This window comes from Bifidobacterium sp. ESL0827, assembly GCF_052606685.1.
In genome coordinates this window covers 902,551-917,448 of sequence record NZ_CP199597.1, presented here as the reverse complement: position 1 = coordinate 917,448, position 14,898 = coordinate 902,551, and the positions used below count along the sequence as shown (strand labels likewise).

Below are 14,898 nucleotides of genomic sequence, written 5' to 3'. Positions count from 1 at the left end.
ATGGTTGCCTACTCTTCGGCTACCAGATCCAGATAGTCGTCGCTCCAGAGGTCCTCATCACCGTCGGGCATGAGCAGCACCCGCTCAGGGTTGAGCGCCTTGACGGCCCCTTCGTCGTGGGTGACCAGCACGATGGCTCCCTCGTACTTGGCGATGGCCTTGAGTATCTCGTCACGCGAAGCGGGGTCCAGGTTGTTGGTGGGCTCGTCCAACAGCAGGACGTTAGCCCGGCTGGTCACTAGGGTGGCCAGGGCCAGGCGGGTCTTCTCGCCGCCCGAAAGCACCTTGGTGGGCTTCATGGCGTCGTCCCCCGAGAAGAGGAAGGAGCCCAGGATGGTCCGCGCCTGGGTGTTGTCCAGGTCAGGGGCCACATGCTGCAGGTTCTCCAGAACGGTGACGTCGTTATCCAGTGTGTCATGCTCCTGGGCGAAGTAGCCGATCTTGGCCCCGTGCCCCAGGGTCACCTTGCCCGTGTCGGGCTGCTCGATGCCGGCCAGCAGGCGCAGGGTGGTGGTCTTGCCAGCGCCGTTGTATCCCAGGATGACCACCCGGGAGCCCTTGTCGATGGCCAGATTGATTCCGGCGAAGACGATGTTGGATCCGTAGGCCTTGGAAAGGTCCTCGGCCATGATGGGCGTGCGGCCGCAGGGGGCAGGATCCGGGAAGCGCAGGTCGGCCACCTTTTCGGCCTTTTCCGCCTCCTGGGTGTCGGCCAGCAGGCGCTGGGCGCGGCGCATCATGTTCTGGGCGGCCACGGCCTTGGTGGCCTTGGCGTGCAGTCGGATGCCCTGACGCATGAGACGATCGGCCTTCTTCTCGGCCACCTCCCGTTCGCGGCGACGGCGCTCCTCGTCCACCACCCGCTGGCGCAGGTAGGCCTTCCATCCCATGGTGTACATGTCGATGCAGGAACGCTGGGCATCCAGGTGCCAGATCCGGTTGACGGTCTCGTCCAGCAGCTCGGTGGAGTGGGAGATGATCAGGAAGCCGCCCTCGAATCGGCGCAGGTAGCCCTTGAGCCACTCGATGGAGTCGGCATCCAAATGGTTGGTGGGCTCGTCCAGAATCAGGGTGTCGGCATCGGAGAAGAGGATTCTGGCCAGCTCGACCCGTCGGCGCTGACCGCCGGAGAGGGTGCCCAGTGCCTGCTGCAGGGTCTCCTGGCTCAGCCCCAGGCTCTCGCCCATGACGATGGCTTGAGACTGTGCCGCATAGCCCCCGGCGTTCTCGAAGTCCTGCTGGGCCTTGTCGTAACGCTTCATGGCCTTTTCCATGATCCTGGGGTCAGGATTGGTCATCTCGGTCTCTGCCTTGCGCATCCGCTGGACGATGGATGCGATGTCCCTGGCGCTCATGACCCGGTCCAGGGCGCTTTGCTCGGAATCACCCGCATGTGTGGACTGGGGCAGGTATCCCAGCTGTCCGGTCACCCGCACCTTGCCGGCCGAGGGGAGCATGTCTCCGGTGATGACCCTGGTCAACGTGGTCTTGCCGGCGCCGTTGCGACCTACCAGGCCGATGCGGTCGCCTTTGGTCACATGGAAGTCGGTGGCTTGCAGCAGTAGTCGGGCACCTATTCGGATCTCAAGTCCCTGCGCCTCAATAGCCATGCCGCCTCTGACCCCGCTTTCCTTGTGGATTCAAAACTTGCAAGAAATTATGGTAGCAAGAAGCAAGCCCTGCCAGTGCGTCTCGGCTGACGGGGCAATGGATGAGTCGTGGATGAATCAGCGACGGACCAGTCTGAACTTGCTCCAGGGGAAGTAGACCAGGAAGGCGCCCACGGCCGTCAGGGCGATGACCAACACACCCATGGCGGCCGCGAAGGAGAAGATCCTGATGCCGATGCCCAGGCATGCCCAGATGACCACCAGGCCGAAGACCCAGTCCTTGCCATGCCTATTCATCAGATAGGCGACGGCCAGGAGGGCGCCTACCACGATGATGGTGGCGAATCCCTGGACGGCATTGCCGACCTTGTGCCCGGCGACCACCATGTATCCGGCGTTGACCAGGGTGGCAACGCTCAGCCAGCTGGCGTAGATGGAAAGGGGAATCCAGTCCAAAACCTTGGCGGCGGTCGGGGTTCCGGCCTTAGTGGCGTCCCTGCGCACTAGGGCATAGAGCATCCAGGCCAGCACAGTCAGAATGAGGATGATGACCAGGGCCCAGAAGTTGTGCTCCATGTGCCACAGAGCCAGCCAGGCGATATTCAGGCAGCAAGTGGCCACAAAGAGCAACCCGCTCAGCGTGAAGGGCAGGAATCCCAGGCGTTTGCGGCTGGGGCCCGCCAGGCAGAAGCGGAAGAGCCATATGGCCAGGGCAATGTAGATGACCCCCCAGATGGCGAAAACATAGCCGGCGGGCATGATCCAGAGGTCGACCTTGCGGGCCAGGCCACCTACGGTCGTGCCATTGAAGTGGTAGACCTCCGCATAACCGTTGAAGCCCACCATTGCCACCCAGGCCACCCAGAGCAGGATGTCCTCGAAGAGCTTCCAGCCGCGACCCTTGGAGGATTCCTGTTCCTTTTCAGGCTGATTCTGCTTTTGATACTGCTCTTTTGCTTGTTCCTGAGCCCGATTTGATCCCTGCGTCGCTTCATTGCTGCTGCGATCAGAGCGACCTTTGCCTCCATTGGCGGTCTCATCAGCACTGGTTTTCCCAGCCGCTGCCTTCTTTGACGAATCATCAGACTGCTTGGCTGCAGTACCCGAAGGCGATGAACCCGAAGCAGACAAGTCTGGAGTTGATAAATCCGAAGCCGACGAATTTGAAGATGCCGAACGTGCATCTGTCGAACTCCGAGTTGCCGATGCAGAGCTCGATTTCGTGGAACCTGCACCTGCTGAATTTTTGGCTGATTGGCTGCCCTGCATGGCAGGGGAGGTACGCTTGGCTCTCTCGACCGGATCGTCCTTGTCGGTCCAGAGTCTGCGCGGATTGTCCTTGTCAGTCATGGCACATGCTTCCTCTCCTTGCCGGCCGCAACCGTACTGCCGCCATGGGGATGGCCCCGGGCATGGGCCGACCGGCCTCTGCTTCAACTCTAAATCGGCCAGCCTGTCTCGGTGGTATTGACCACCCGGTCAGGACTGCCGCCGGTGCTAGCCTGAAGCCGAATGCCAGAAAGGGGAGTACAGCATGGCCGAACCTTCACATAGATGCGACTGGGCTCGAGTAGACGACCCGCTCATGCGCAGCTACCACGACCATGAGTGGGGCCGCCCCCTGCATGGCTCCCAGAGGCTCTTCGCTATGCTCTCTCTGGAGATATTCCAGTGCGGGCTCAGCTGGCAGCTGATCCTGCATCGTCGTCAGGCCTTCTTCAAGGATTTCAATAACTTCGATATTCAAGCGGTCGCCGCCTTCGACACCGACCGAATCGACCGTCTCATGGCCGACCCTGCCATCATCCGCAATCGACGCAAGGTCGAAGCCACGGTGGCCAATGCCGTCGTGGTCGCCAGCCAATTCCCCGGGGAGGAATTCGACCGCTACTGCTGGTCCTTTACCGGTGGGCTGACAATCAACCACGACTATCCGGACGATCCCTCCATACCGCGCTACGACCACCTGTCAGCCATCGTGTGCAAGGACATGCGCGACCTGGGCCTGCGCTTCCTGGGCCCGGTGACCGTCCACTCCTTCCTCCAGGCAGCCGGCATGATCAACGACCACCAGCACGACTGCTTCCTCAACGGTTGCAGCCGCCCGCCTCTGAATTCGCCGGACTTGTCCATCTAAGCCGTCATCGAACACCTGTTCGAATTATTCGGCCCCGGCGATATTATGGTCAGGCTTTGGCCTCAGCCTTGGCCATGGGTCTTCAGGGAAGCGGATGGGAAGCACGTGAAGCAGCAGAACAAGCCTAAATCGACAGTGGACGCGGCCATTGAAAACCCGCGCATGATCGAATCCAAGGGGTCCTTGGTGGCGGACCTGTCCATGGTGCCCAACGACCGCAAAATCGTCATCCAGGGCGCCCGGGCCCACAACCTCAAGAACGTTAACCTGTCCATACCCCGCAACCGGATGGTGGTCTTCACCGGCCTGTCAGGCTCCGGCAAGTCCTCCCTGGCCTTCGACACCCTCTTCGCCGAGGGTCAGCGCCGCTACGTGGAGTCCCTCTCCGCCTACGCCCGCCAGTTCCTGGGCCAGATGGACAAACCCGACGTGGACTTCATCGAGGGCCTGAGCCCGGCAGTCTCCATCGATCAGAAGACCACCAATCGTAATCCTCGGTCCACCGTGGGCACCATAACCGAGGTCTACGATTACCTGCGTCTGCTCTTCGCCAGAACCGGCATTCCCCACTGTCCGATCTGCGGGGCCGAGGTGCGCGCCCAGACGCCGCAGCAAATCGTCGACACCCTCATGTCCAGGCCCGAGGGAACTCGCTTCCAGCTGCTGGCACCCATCGTCAAGGGCCGCAAGGGTGAGTTCGTGGAGACCCTTGAGCTCCTCCGCTCCGACGGCTACTCCCGGGCCATCATCGATGGGGACATGCACCAGCTGTCCGATTCCATCAAGCTGACCAAGCAGAAGAAGCACACCATCGAGGTGGTGGTGGACAGGCTGGTCATCCGCGAGGGCATGCGTCAGCGGCTGACCGACTCTGTGGAGACGGCCCTGCGTCTGGCCAAAGGCACGGTAGTGGCCGACTTTGTGGATATGAATGCCAAGGATCCCGAGCGTCGTCAGCCCTTCTCCGAGAAGCGGTCCTGCCCCAACGGCCACGAGTTGGAACTGGACGAGATCGAGCCTCGAACCTTCTCCTTCAACGCCCCCTATGGAGCCTGCCCGGCCTGCACCGGCCTGGGATTCAACTTGGAGATCGACCCCGAGCTGGTAGTGCCTGACCCGGAGAAGAGCCTCAAGGACGGGGCTGTGGAACCCTGGAGCGGCACCAAGAGCCAGCAGCGCTTCTATGGCCACCTGTTGGACGGCCTGGCCAAGGAGATGGGCTTCTCCACATCGACCCCCTGGAAGGACCTGCCCGAGGAAGTCCGCCACGCTGTCATGTACGGACACGACTTCAAGGTGGATGTCTCTTACCGGAACCGCTGGGGCCGCCTGCGCGAGTACACCACCGGGTTCGAGGGCGTGGTCCGCACCCTGATGCGTCGCCACGACGAGACCGACTCGCAGCCTATGAAGCAGTACTACGAGTCATACATGCGCGAGGTACCCTGCCAGGTTTGCCACGGCAAGCGTCTGAAGCCCGAGGTCTTGGCCGTGACCGTGGACGATCTGTCTATTGCCCAGGTCTGCGACATGGCCGTGTCCGCCAGCCTAAAGTGGGTGGAGGGCCTGCATATGGAGGGCGCTCAGGCCAAGATTGCCGGCGAGGTCCTCAAAGAGATCCGCGCCCGCCTGCGCTTCCTCAACGACGTGGGTCTGAACTACCTGACCCTGTCTCGGGCGGCAGCAACCCTCTCCGGCGGCGAGGCCCAGCGCATACGTCTGGCCACCCAGATCGGATCCGGCCTGGTGGGCGTTATGTACGTGCTGGACGAGCCCTCCATCGGCCTGCACCAGCGGGACAACGACCGGCTGATCAAGACCCTGCAGCGGCTGCGCGACTTGGGCAACACCCTGATTGTGGTCGAACATGACGAGGACACCATCCGCCAGGCCGACTGGCTGGTCGACATCGGCCCTGGAGCTGGCGAACATGGCGGGGAGGTCATCTTCTCCGGGCGCTCGCAGGACCTGGTCAAGGCCTCCCGCTCCATCACCGCCGACTACATCGCCGGACGCCGTTCCATCGAGGTGCCCAAGCACCGCCGCAAGACCAGCAAGACCCGCCAGCTGACCGTGGTGGGGGCTCGGGAGAACAACCTGAAGAACCTCAAGGTATCCTTCCCGCTGGGAGTCATGACCCTGGTCACCGGCGTATCCGGCTCAGGCAAGTCCACTCTGGTCAACTCCATCCTCTATCCGGTTCTGGCCGACCAGCTCAACAACGCCCGCATCGTGCCCGGCAAGCACATCCGGGTGGAGGGTGTGGACCAGGTGCGCAAGGTCATCCACGTGGATCAGAACCCCATCGGCCGCACCCCACGCTCCAACCCTGCCACCTACACCGGCGTCTGGGACAAGATCCGTCAGCTCTTTGCCAAGACCCCGGAGGCCCAGGTGCGCGGCTATGGTCCCGGCCGCTTCTCATTCAATGTCAAGGGCGGCCGCTGCGAAACCTGCCACGGTGACGGAACCATCAAGATCGAGATGAACTTCCTGCCCGATGTCTACGTCCAGTGCGAGACCTGCCACGGCAAGCGCTACAACAGGGAGACCCTGGAAGTCACATACAACGGCAAGACCGTCTCGGACGTGCTGGACATGCCCATCGAGGAGGCCGCCCACTTCTTCAAGGCCTATCCCTCCATCGCCCGCTACCTGGACACCCTGGTTGACGTGGGTCTGGGCTACATCCGCCTGGGTCAGCCGGCGCCCACCCTGTCCGGAGGCGAGTCCCAGCGGGTCAAGCTGGCCACCGAGCTGCAGCGGCGCTCCGACGGCAAGACCGTCTACATCCTGGACGAGCCCACCACGGGCCTGCACTTCGAGGATGTCCGCAAGCTGCTCAAAGTCCTGCACGGCCTGGTCGACAAAGGCAACACGGTCATTGTCATCGAACACAACTTGGATGTAATCAAGACCGCCGACTGGATCATCGACCTGGGCCCCGAGGGTGGAGACGGCGGCGGCACCGTGGTGGCTCAGGGCACTCCTGAGCAGGTGGCCGCCAACCCGAACAGCTGGACCGGCAAGTATCTGAAGCCCATGCTGGATCCTGCCAAGGTAGCCAAGGCTGCACGATCATGACCCGCAGCTGCTTCGAGCGTCACACGCCGCAGGTATGGCGACGCACCGCCCAAGCCCTGGAGGAAGAGTCCGCCACCGGCACCATAACCGGCGTCAACAAGAACGGCGCGCCCCTGCTGGGAGACAGCCGGGACCTTTTCCGCCCTAAAACCTCCGACATCCCCGCCCAGCCGGGCGTCTACAAGTGGCGGGACGGCGACGGCCGGGTCATCTATGTGGGCAAGGCCAAGAACCTGCGCAACCGCCTGACCAACTACTTCCAGCCCCTGGAAAACTTGCATCCGCGCACCCAGACCATGGTGCTGACGGCCCGGAGCCTGGAGTGGACTGTGGTGGGCACCGACCTGGAGTCACTGACCCTGGAATATACCTGGATCAAGGAGTTCGACCCACGTTTCAACGTCAAGCTGCGCGACGACAAGACCTACCCCTACCTAGCTGTCTCCGTGGGGGAGGAGTTCCCCCGGGTATGGATGACCCGCGTGCGCAAGCGGCACGACACTCGCTACTTTGGTCCCTACGCCAAGGTCTGGGACATGAAGCACACCCTGGATGCCTTGCTCAAGACCTACCCGGTGCGCACCTGCACCCCCGGCGTCTTCCGCAAGGCCAAGCTCAGCGGCCGCCCTTGCCTGCTGGCATCCATCGGCAAGTGCTCAGCCCCCTGCGTGGGCCGGATCAGCGCCAGCGAACATCGGCGTCTGTGCACTGAGCTGACCGGGGTCATCACCGGTAGGTTGGGCAAGAGCTATCGGGCAGGGCTGACCAGAAGCATGCAGAAGGCCAGCAAGGAGCTGGACTTCGAGAAGGCCGCCCGCCTGCGCGACCAGATCGCCATGCTGGACACAGTCATCGAGCAGAATGCCGTCGCCTTCGCCTCAAACGTGGATGTGGACGTCTTCGGGGTGGCCTCTGACGAACTGGAGGCATCGGTCCACGCTTTCTTTGTGCGCTCGGGTGCCATCCGCGGCGAACGCAACTGGAGTGTGGAGCGGGTCGAGGACGTCTCCGACAGCGAGTTGATCAGCGACCTGCTGGTACAGGTCTACTCAGACCTGATGAATGAGAACGACAGCGAACTGCACAAGCTGCCCGAGAATTCCCATACACCCGTCTCCATCAGCCAGGACAGGGATGCCATGGGCTCCACCCAGAAGGTCACGGCCCTGGATGCCGAGGCCCGGGCCAAGGCCACCAGGAGTCGACACCAGCATCAGGATCAGACTGGACGTGCCGACCTGCTGGCCCCGATTTCGCCGGTGCCTCCCGAGGTCATCGTCCCCATCCAGCCCGATCGGACCGGTGACCTACAGGAGTGGCTGCGGGAGCTGCGCGGGTCGGCAGTGACCATCCGAGTGGCCAGCCGGGGGGAGAAGAAGTCCCTGATGGACCGGGCCAACGCCAACGCCCGCCAGGCCCTGCAGCGCAGCAAGCTCAGCCGCATGAGCGACATGGGCACCCGCACCCAGGCCATGAACGACGTGGCCAAGGCCCTTGGGCTGGATCGCGCCCCGCTGCGCATCGAATGCTACGACATCTCTAACACAGTAGGCGGCCAGTTCCAGGTAGCCTCTATGGTGGTCTTTGAGGACGCGGTCCCCAAGAAGTCCGAGTACCGTCGATTTGCTATCCGCGGCGAGGACGGCAAGGGCGCTGTGGACGACATGAGCGCCATCTACGAGACTCTGACCCGTCGTTTCCGCCACGGCAACATCGCTGGCGACAGCGGTGACAGCATGGAAGCAGAGCGAAAGGCCAGCGACAAGGCACCAGAATTGGTGGAGCAGGAGGAGGGGGCCATCGTTCAGCAGAACACCGCCGCCCGCCACTTCGCTTACAAGCCCAACCTGATCGTAGTCGATGGCGGCAAGCCCCAGGTGACCGCTGCTGCCCGAGCCCTGCACGACTGCGGGGTGGACGATGTGGCCCTGTGTGGTCTGGCTAAGCGCCTGGAGGAAGTTTGGGTGCCTGACGATGACTATCCCATCATCCTTAAACGCCAGTCCGAGGGCATGTACCTGCTGCAGCGCGTGAGGGACGAGTCCCATCGGTTCGCCATCACCTACCATCGGCAAACCCGACGCAAGGGTGCCCTCCGGTCAGCCCTGGACGAGATTCCAGGCATCGGCCCCGCCTACCAGAAGAAGCTGCTCAATCACTTTGGATCAGTGAAGCGCATGCGCCAGGCCTCCCAGGAGGAGCTTGAGGCCGTCAAGGGCATCGGCTCAGCCAAGGCTGAGGCCATCTACCAGGCCCTGCACAGCGACCAGGATCGGGCCGGGGACAGCCAGCGATAAAATGGCTCAAGAGGCGGGCAAAGGCCATGCCCTGAATTGATTGGTGCGTGATTGCAGATATGAATGGACCTGATCGTCGCTGTGCCGTCTTGGGCGATCCTATCAGTCATTCCCTCTCGCCCCTTCTGCACAGTTCAGCCTATGATGCACTAGGCCTGAACAACTGGCACTACGACCGAGCGCGCGTGGACGCTGACGGTCTGGCGAATTTTATCTACGGCCTTGACCCGTCTTGGGCAGGGCTCAGTCTGACCATGCCCTTGAAGAGTGCTGTGGGCCCCTTGGGCAATTTTTGTGATTACTGGTCTAAGACTCTGGAAGTGGCCAATACAGCAGTCTTTGAGCACAGCGGCCCCGCCAAAGGATTGTCTCTGTACAACACAGATGTAGAGGGGATAGTGGCTGCTCTACTGGAGGCTGCCGGCTGCTGCCGCGCTGATGAAGACGCTGACGATCTGGCCGCCCTGCTGGAGGCTGCCGGTCAGGGGCGGCAGGACAAGCTTCCCGACCAACCGTATAGGGGAGCGCGGGCCCTGGTCATCGGCAACGGAAACACAGCTGAGTCCGCCTTCTGCGCCTTGAAGATGCTGGGGGTCGAGCGTGTGGACCTGCTTGCTCGCAATCCGGAGCACTGTGACCATATGCTGGACCTCGCCTCGCGGCTGGGCTTGCCTGCGCCGGCCGTCACCGCCATGGACCAGGCTGGGAAGGCCGAAAGGACTCTAATAAGGGCCAATATAATCGTCTCTACTCTGCCTTCAGGTGCAGCTGATCCCCTGGCCGATCTGCTCAATACCGCTAGGAGTCCAGAGGCCGATGCCGACAGTTGCTTGTGCTCAGTCCTGCTGGACGTAGTCTATGAACCCCGACCCACCCAGCTCATGAAAGCATTCTGTCGCCGGCCGGCTGCTCGGGCCATCAGCGGCGAACGCATGCTGCTGTATCAAGCCGTGCGTCAAGTGGCGCTGATGACCGACCGACCCCTGGCCGCTGTTCCGGCAGCTGCTATGGACCAAGCCTTGAGGGAGACATGACTATGACGACGGAAAAACCGCCCTTCGCAGGCTTCGAGGTACTGCTGATCACAGGCATGTCCGGTGCAGGACGCACTCGCGCTGCAGACTCCATGGAGGACATGGGCTGGTATGTGGTCGACAACATGCCCCCGCGTCTACTTGTACCCCTTGTCGACATGATGACTTCTGCCGGAAGCTCCCTGCACCGCCTAGCTGCCGTTATCGACGTCCGTTCACGCTCCTACTTCGACGACCTGTCGGCTGTGCTCAGCCATCTGGACGACCTGGGCGTGCGTTGCCGCATCCTCTTTTTGGATGCCTCCGACCAGGTGCTGGTCAAGCGCTATGAGTCCGTTCGCCGACCCCACCCTCTACAGGGCTCCGGCCGCCTGATCGACGGTATTCACGAGGAGCGCCGCCTGCTGGGCGGACTCAAGGAGCGTGCCGACATGGTCATCGACACCTCCAACCTGAGCATCCATCAGCTCTCCACCCGCCTCTACGAAATGGTCTTGGGCTCCGGACCGACCACCGTGGGCGTGCACATCATGAGCTTCGGATTCAAGTACGGTCTGCCCATCGACGCTGACTTCATAGCTGACGTGCGCTTCCTGCCCAACCCTTACTGGGTTCCGGAGCTGCGTGATCTGAACGGCCATGACGGCCCGGTCCGTGACTATGTGATGGCCAGCAAGGGCGCTAAGGAGTTCCTGGATGCCTACACGACCGCCATTCTGACCGCGCTCAGCGGCTACGCACACGAAGATAAGCACTATGTGACCATCGCCTTTGGCTGTACTGGCGGACAGCACCGCTCAGTGGCCATGGCCGACGCTCTGGCCGCCCGTTTGCGGTCCCGGGGAATGGAGGTGACCGTCTCGGCCCGCGAGCTGCCGCACCGTCCCCGCGGATAGCCAAAGGCGCAATTTGTCCAAGATATTCGATATCACAGTAATCCGGTGGTCGGCATGGCAGGTGTGTCGTGCGGCCAAGAAGTATTCATTTTTCAGTATTTTTTCGTAGGAGGACGGCTCTTGGCCCTACTTGATGATGTCAAAAGCGAGCTGGCCGCGATTGACAACGAACCCCCCTCTGCCAAGAAAGCACAATCGGCGGCCATGATCCGCTTCGGTGGCGGTCTGCACATCATTCAGCGCCACATTGTGGTGGAAGCGCAATTTGACTCCCTTCCAGCAGCGCAGTGGTTGCAGAACACCATCAGGGACGTCTACGGCCATGATTCCGATCTGATCCAGGTCAAGCGACAGGCCCCCACCGGCAACCTGACCCGCTACTCGGTCCGCGTGCTACGGGCAGGCGGTGCCCTGGCCCTGCAGACCGGACTGCTGGACCGTCGCAAGCACCCGGTTCGCGGTCTTCCCGCCGACATCGTCTCCGGCAACATCGCCCAGGTCAAGGCCGCCTGGCGAGGAGCTTTCTTGGCTCATGGCGAGCTGTCCGACCCGGGCAAGGCCTCCTACCTGGAGATCGTCTGCCCCGGATCTGAGGCCGCCTTGGCCCTGGTAGGCGCTGCCCGCCGTCTGGGCATCAACGCCAAGGCCCGCCAGGTGCGCAGCTCCGAGCGTGTAACCCTGCGTGACCCAGATGTGATTGAGCGCATGCTCAACCTGATGGGCGCCCCCAAGTCCTCCAGGGAGTGGACCGGCAAGCGCAGCGACGGTGAATCCCGCGGCAAGGCCAACCGCCTGGCCAACTTCGACGATGCCAACATGCGCCGCTCCGCCAAGGCAGCTGTGGAGGCCAGTGCCAAGGTCACCAAGGCCTTCGAAATTCTGGGCGACGACATCCCCGAGAACCTGCGTGCGGCCGGCCAGCTTCGTCTGGACCACCGTGAGGCCTCCCTTGAAGAGCTGGGCCGCCTGGCCGATCCACCGGTCACCAAGGACGCCATCGCCGGACGCATCCGCCGTCTGCTCCAGCTAGCCACCAAGGTCGAAAAGAAGAGGGCCGAGGAACAGGCCAAACAAGAGTGAGATAGCTCACACAGGTCGGTCTGCCTGAGTACCATGGCAGGGGAGCGGGCGCATGGACCCGCAGTCAGAAAGGATACGCATGAAAACACTGAAGAGCCTCGGTGATCTCAAGGGCAAGCGCGTGCTCGTCCGCGCGGACTTCAACGTGCCGCTGGACGGCACCACTATTACAGACGACGGCCGAATCCGCGCAGCCTTGCCAACCATCGAGCAGCTTCGTGGCCAGGGCGCCAAGGTCATCCTCATGGCCCACCTGGGTCGCCCCAAGGGCAAGGTCGTTCCCGAGCTGAGCCTGGCCCCTGTGGCCGAACGCCTGGGGGAGCTGCTGGGCGTGCAGGTTCCTCTGGCCGAGGACACCTATGGTCCCGATGCCCATGCCAAGGTGGCTGCCATGAACGACGGCGACGTGGTCCTGCTGCAGAACGTGCGCTACAACCCCGAAGAGACCAGCAAGGATGAGGCCGAGCGTGATGCCTACGCCCGCAAAATCGCCGACCTGGGCGATGTCTTCGTCTCCGACGGTTTCGGCGTGGTCCACCGCGCCCAGGGCTCCAACTACTCTGTGGCCAAATTCCTGCCCTCTGCCGCAGGCCTGTTGGTCGAGAAGGAGGTCAAGGCCCTGTCCAAGGCGACCGAGAACCCCGAGCGGCCCTTCACTGTGGTCCTGGGCGGCTCCAAGGTCTCCGACAAGCTGGGCGTCATCGAGAACCTGCTCAGCAAGGCCGACCGTCTGGTCATCGGCGGCGGCATGGTCTTCACCTTCCTGAAGGCCGAGGGCTATGAGGTCGGCTCCTCCCTGCTGGAGGAGGATCAGGTCGATACTGTCAAGGGCTACATCGCCACTGCCCGCGAGAAGGGCGTGGAGCTGGTCCTGCCCACCGACATCGTGGTGGCTGACGAGTTCAAGGCGGATTCGCCTCACCAGGTAGTTCCTGCCGACGGCATCCCCGCAGACAAGATGGGTCTGGACATCGGTCCTGACTCCCAGAAGCTCTTCCACGACAAGATTGTGGACTCCAAGACCGTGGTCTGGAACGGGCCCATGGGCGTCTTCGAGTTCCCGGCATTCGCCGATGGCACCCGTGCTGTAGCTCAGGGCCTGGTCGATGCCACCAAGGCCGGAGCTTTCACCATCGTCGGCGGCGGCGACTCTGCCTCGGCCGTGCGCAACCTGGGCTTCCCTGAGGATGGCTTCTCGCACATTTCCACCGGCGGCGGCGCTTCTCTGGAATTCCTTGAGGGCAAGGAGCTTCCGGGTCTGAAGGTGCTGGAGTAAAATCGGCAAACAGACGGGCAATGCCGGGTCACCGGGTTTCGCATCCGGCGGCCCGGCATTGCTGTTGTTGCGCGGATGGAAAGGTCTGGTATGGCACGCATTCCCCTGGTGGCCGGCAATTGGAAGATGAACTTCGACCACCTGGAAGCCACCTATTTCGTGCAGAAGCTGGCCTGGCTCCTGCGCGACGCCCACTTCGACCGCAGGCGCTGCCAGGTGGCTCTTATGCCCGCCTTCACTGCCCTGCGTTCCGTCCAGGTGCTTGTGGAGGCCGACAACCTGCCAATTGAATATGGGGCCCAGGCTGTTTCCGTTACCACCCAAGGCGCCTTCACCGGGGATGTGTCCGCGGACATGCTGGCTCAGTTGGGCTGCAGCTACGTCATCGTGGGGCACTCCGAGCGGCGCAAGTACCATCCAGAGGACGATGCCAACATTGTCGACCAAATCCGTGCCGTATTGGCTGCGGACATGAAACCCATCCTATGTGTGGGGGAGAGCTACGAGGAGCGCCGCCAGGGCATCCAGCTGGACTTCGCCGTGGGCCAAGTCAACGACGTCACCCGCGACCTGGCCAAGGAGGACATGGCCAACCTGATTGTGGCCTATGAACCAGTCTGGGCCATCGGCACCGGCATGGTGGCCACTCCGGACACTGCCCAGCAGGCCGCTCGTGCCATCCGCGACCACATCTCAAGCAAATTTGGAGACCCAGCCGGCCAGTCCGTGCGCATCCTCTACGGCGGCTCGGTCACCTCCAAGAACGCCTCCCAGATGATCAGCCAGCCGGACGTGGACGGCTTTCTGGTGGGCGGCGCCTCCCTGGATGTGGAGGAGTTCGCACGAATCGTGAGACTGGCCGCCAAGGGCTGATGCGTTTTTCGCTGGGTATCTGTATACTTGTTCCCAGTTCCTTACATGGAGGTATATGCCGTGACCATTGTCAAGATTGTGCTCGAAGTCGTTGTGATTCTTGCCAGCGTGCTGTTAACCATGCTGATTCTGTTGCACAAGGGCAAGGGCGGCGGCCTGTCCGATATGTTCGGCGGCGGAATCGGCTCCAACGCTGGCACCTCGGGTGCAGCCGAGAAGAACCTGAACCGTCTAACCATTATTGTGGCTCTGATCTGGGTGGCCATCATCATAGCTCTGGACCTCATTTCCAAGTACAAGCTGGCCTGATTCCAGCAACCAATACCTGAAATACCTGGCCCCGGCATCAACCGGGGTTTTTCATATCTGGATGATTTTTCCCTTATAGCTGTTGGTCATGCCGGCCTACCAGCGCCTTTGACATCCTATTTTGCATGCCACTTTATCGTGATTCTATATGGATGTCTTATACACGAGGTCTGTACACAAGACCTGTTTTCTTCATCGATAGTGCAAGGCTCATAGTCCTTGACTGTTACCACAATATGTCATTCACAATGCACCGATAATCCAACGATTCAGCCTCTTGGCCTATAGAGTGAGTAAGGGTG

At 62.0% G+C, this 14,898-nt stretch carries 11 protein-coding genes; 9 read left to right on the top strand and 2 right to left on the bottom strand.

Annotated features, from left to right (window positions below):
- Positions 1 to 8: 8 nt before the first annotated feature.
- Together ACUIAI_RS03585 and ACUIAI_RS03580 are read right to left on the bottom strand one after the other, a co-directional pair.
- A complete protein-coding gene (locus tag ACUIAI_RS03585; protein ID WP_045935389.1) occupies positions 9 to 1,610 on the bottom strand; it encodes an ABC-F family ATP-binding cassette domain-containing protein in 1,602 nt (533 codons plus the stop codon).
- A 117-nt stretch (positions 1,611 to 1,727) separates the two neighbouring features.
- On the bottom strand, positions 1,728 to 2,960 hold the full coding sequence (locus ACUIAI_RS03580) for a hypothetical protein (protein WP_445342667.1): 1,233 nt from the start codon (positions 2,958 to 2,960) through the stop codon (positions 1,728 to 1,730).
- Positions 2,961 to 3,144: 184 nt separating this feature from the next.
- On the opposite strand from ACUIAI_RS03580, the gene ACUIAI_RS03575 reads away from it, so the two are divergent.
- The 9 genes from ACUIAI_RS03575 (at position 3,145) to secG (ending at position 14,596) form a co-directional block, all read left to right on the top strand.
- Positions 3,145 to 3,747: a DNA-3-methyladenine glycosylase I gene (locus ACUIAI_RS03575; RefSeq protein WP_445342666.1), complete on the top strand. Its 603-nt coding sequence runs from the start codon at positions 3,145 to 3,147 to the stop codon at positions 3,745 to 3,747.
- Positions 3,748 to 3,909: 162 nt separating this feature from the next.
- The gene (gene uvrA / locus ACUIAI_RS03570) at positions 3,910 to 6,831 is read left to right on the top strand and encodes an excinuclease ABC subunit UvrA (protein ID WP_445342808.1); all 2,922 of its coding nucleotides are present in this window, start codon (positions 3,910 to 3,912) and stop codon (positions 6,829 to 6,831) included.
- Entirely contained in the window at positions 6,828 to 9,128 is a 2,301-nt protein-coding gene (gene uvrC / locus ACUIAI_RS03565; RefSeq protein WP_445342665.1) for an excinuclease ABC subunit UvrC, read from the top strand. Before uvrA ends, uvrC begins: the two co-directional genes overlap by 4 nt.
- A gap of 59 nt (positions 9,129 to 9,187) precedes the next feature.
- On the top strand, positions 9,188 to 10,162 hold the full coding sequence (locus ACUIAI_RS03560; protein ID WP_445342664.1) for a shikimate dehydrogenase family protein: 975 nt from the start codon (positions 9,188 to 9,190) through the stop codon (positions 10,160 to 10,162).
- 2 nt (positions 10,163 to 10,164) lie between these two features.
- Positions 10,165 to 11,058, top strand: coding sequence for an RNase adapter RapZ (gene rapZ, locus ACUIAI_RS03555; protein ID WP_445342663.1), 894 nt, complete (start codon positions 10,165 to 10,167; stop codon positions 11,056 to 11,058).
- 120 nt (positions 11,059 to 11,178) lie between these two features.
- A complete protein-coding gene (gene whiA, locus ACUIAI_RS03550; RefSeq protein ID WP_045935384.1) occupies positions 11,179 to 12,138 on the top strand; it encodes a DNA-binding protein WhiA in 960 nt (319 codons plus the stop codon).
- A gap of 79 nt (positions 12,139 to 12,217) precedes the next feature.
- Complete coding sequence (locus tag ACUIAI_RS03545; RefSeq protein WP_198208527.1) at positions 12,218 to 13,414, top strand: phosphoglycerate kinase; 1,197 nt, start codon at positions 12,218 to 12,220, stop codon at positions 13,412 to 13,414.
- Between the two features lie 90 nt (positions 13,415 to 13,504).
- Positions 13,505 to 14,287, top strand: coding sequence for a triose-phosphate isomerase (tpiA, locus tag ACUIAI_RS03540; RefSeq protein ID WP_445342662.1), 783 nt, complete (start codon positions 13,505 to 13,507; stop codon positions 14,285 to 14,287).
- Positions 14,288 to 14,347: 60 nt separating this feature from the next.
- Positions 14,348 to 14,596 carry a preprotein translocase subunit SecG gene (gene secG, locus ACUIAI_RS03535; RefSeq protein WP_046322919.1) on the top strand — a complete coding sequence of 83 codons (249 nt, stop codon included), beginning with the start codon at positions 14,348 to 14,350 and terminating at the stop codon, positions 14,594 to 14,596.
- Positions 14,597 to 14,898: the final 302 nt, after the last annotated feature.

Coding starts and splice junctions, on each gene's coding strand:
- ACUIAI_RS03585 (WP_045935389.1), bottom strand. CDS start 1,610: ATGGCTATTGAGGCGCAGGGACTTGAGATCCGAATAGGTGCCCGACTA.
- ACUIAI_RS03580 (WP_445342667.1), bottom strand. CDS start 2,960: ATGACTGACAAGGACAATCCGCGCAGACTCTGGACCGACAAGGACGAT.
- ACUIAI_RS03575 (WP_445342666.1), top strand. CDS start 3,145: ATGGCCGAACCTTCACATAGATGCGACTGGGCTCGAGTAGACGACCCG.
- uvrA (WP_445342808.1), top strand. CDS start 3,910: ATGATCGAATCCAAGGGGTCCTTGGTGGCGGACCTGTCCATGGTGCCC.
- uvrC (WP_445342665.1), top strand. CDS start 6,828: ATGACCCGCAGCTGCTTCGAGCGTCACACGCCGCAGGTATGGCGACGC.
- ACUIAI_RS03560 (WP_445342664.1), top strand. CDS start 9,188: ATGAATGGACCTGATCGTCGCTGTGCCGTCTTGGGCGATCCTATCAGT.
- rapZ (WP_445342663.1), top strand. CDS start 10,165: ATGACGACGGAAAAACCGCCCTTCGCAGGCTTCGAGGTACTGCTGATC.
- ACUIAI_RS03545 (WP_198208527.1), top strand. CDS start 12,218: ATGAAAACACTGAAGAGCCTCGGTGATCTCAAGGGCAAGCGCGTGCTC.
- tpiA (WP_445342662.1), top strand. CDS start 13,505: ATGGCACGCATTCCCCTGGTGGCCGGCAATTGGAAGATGAACTTCGAC.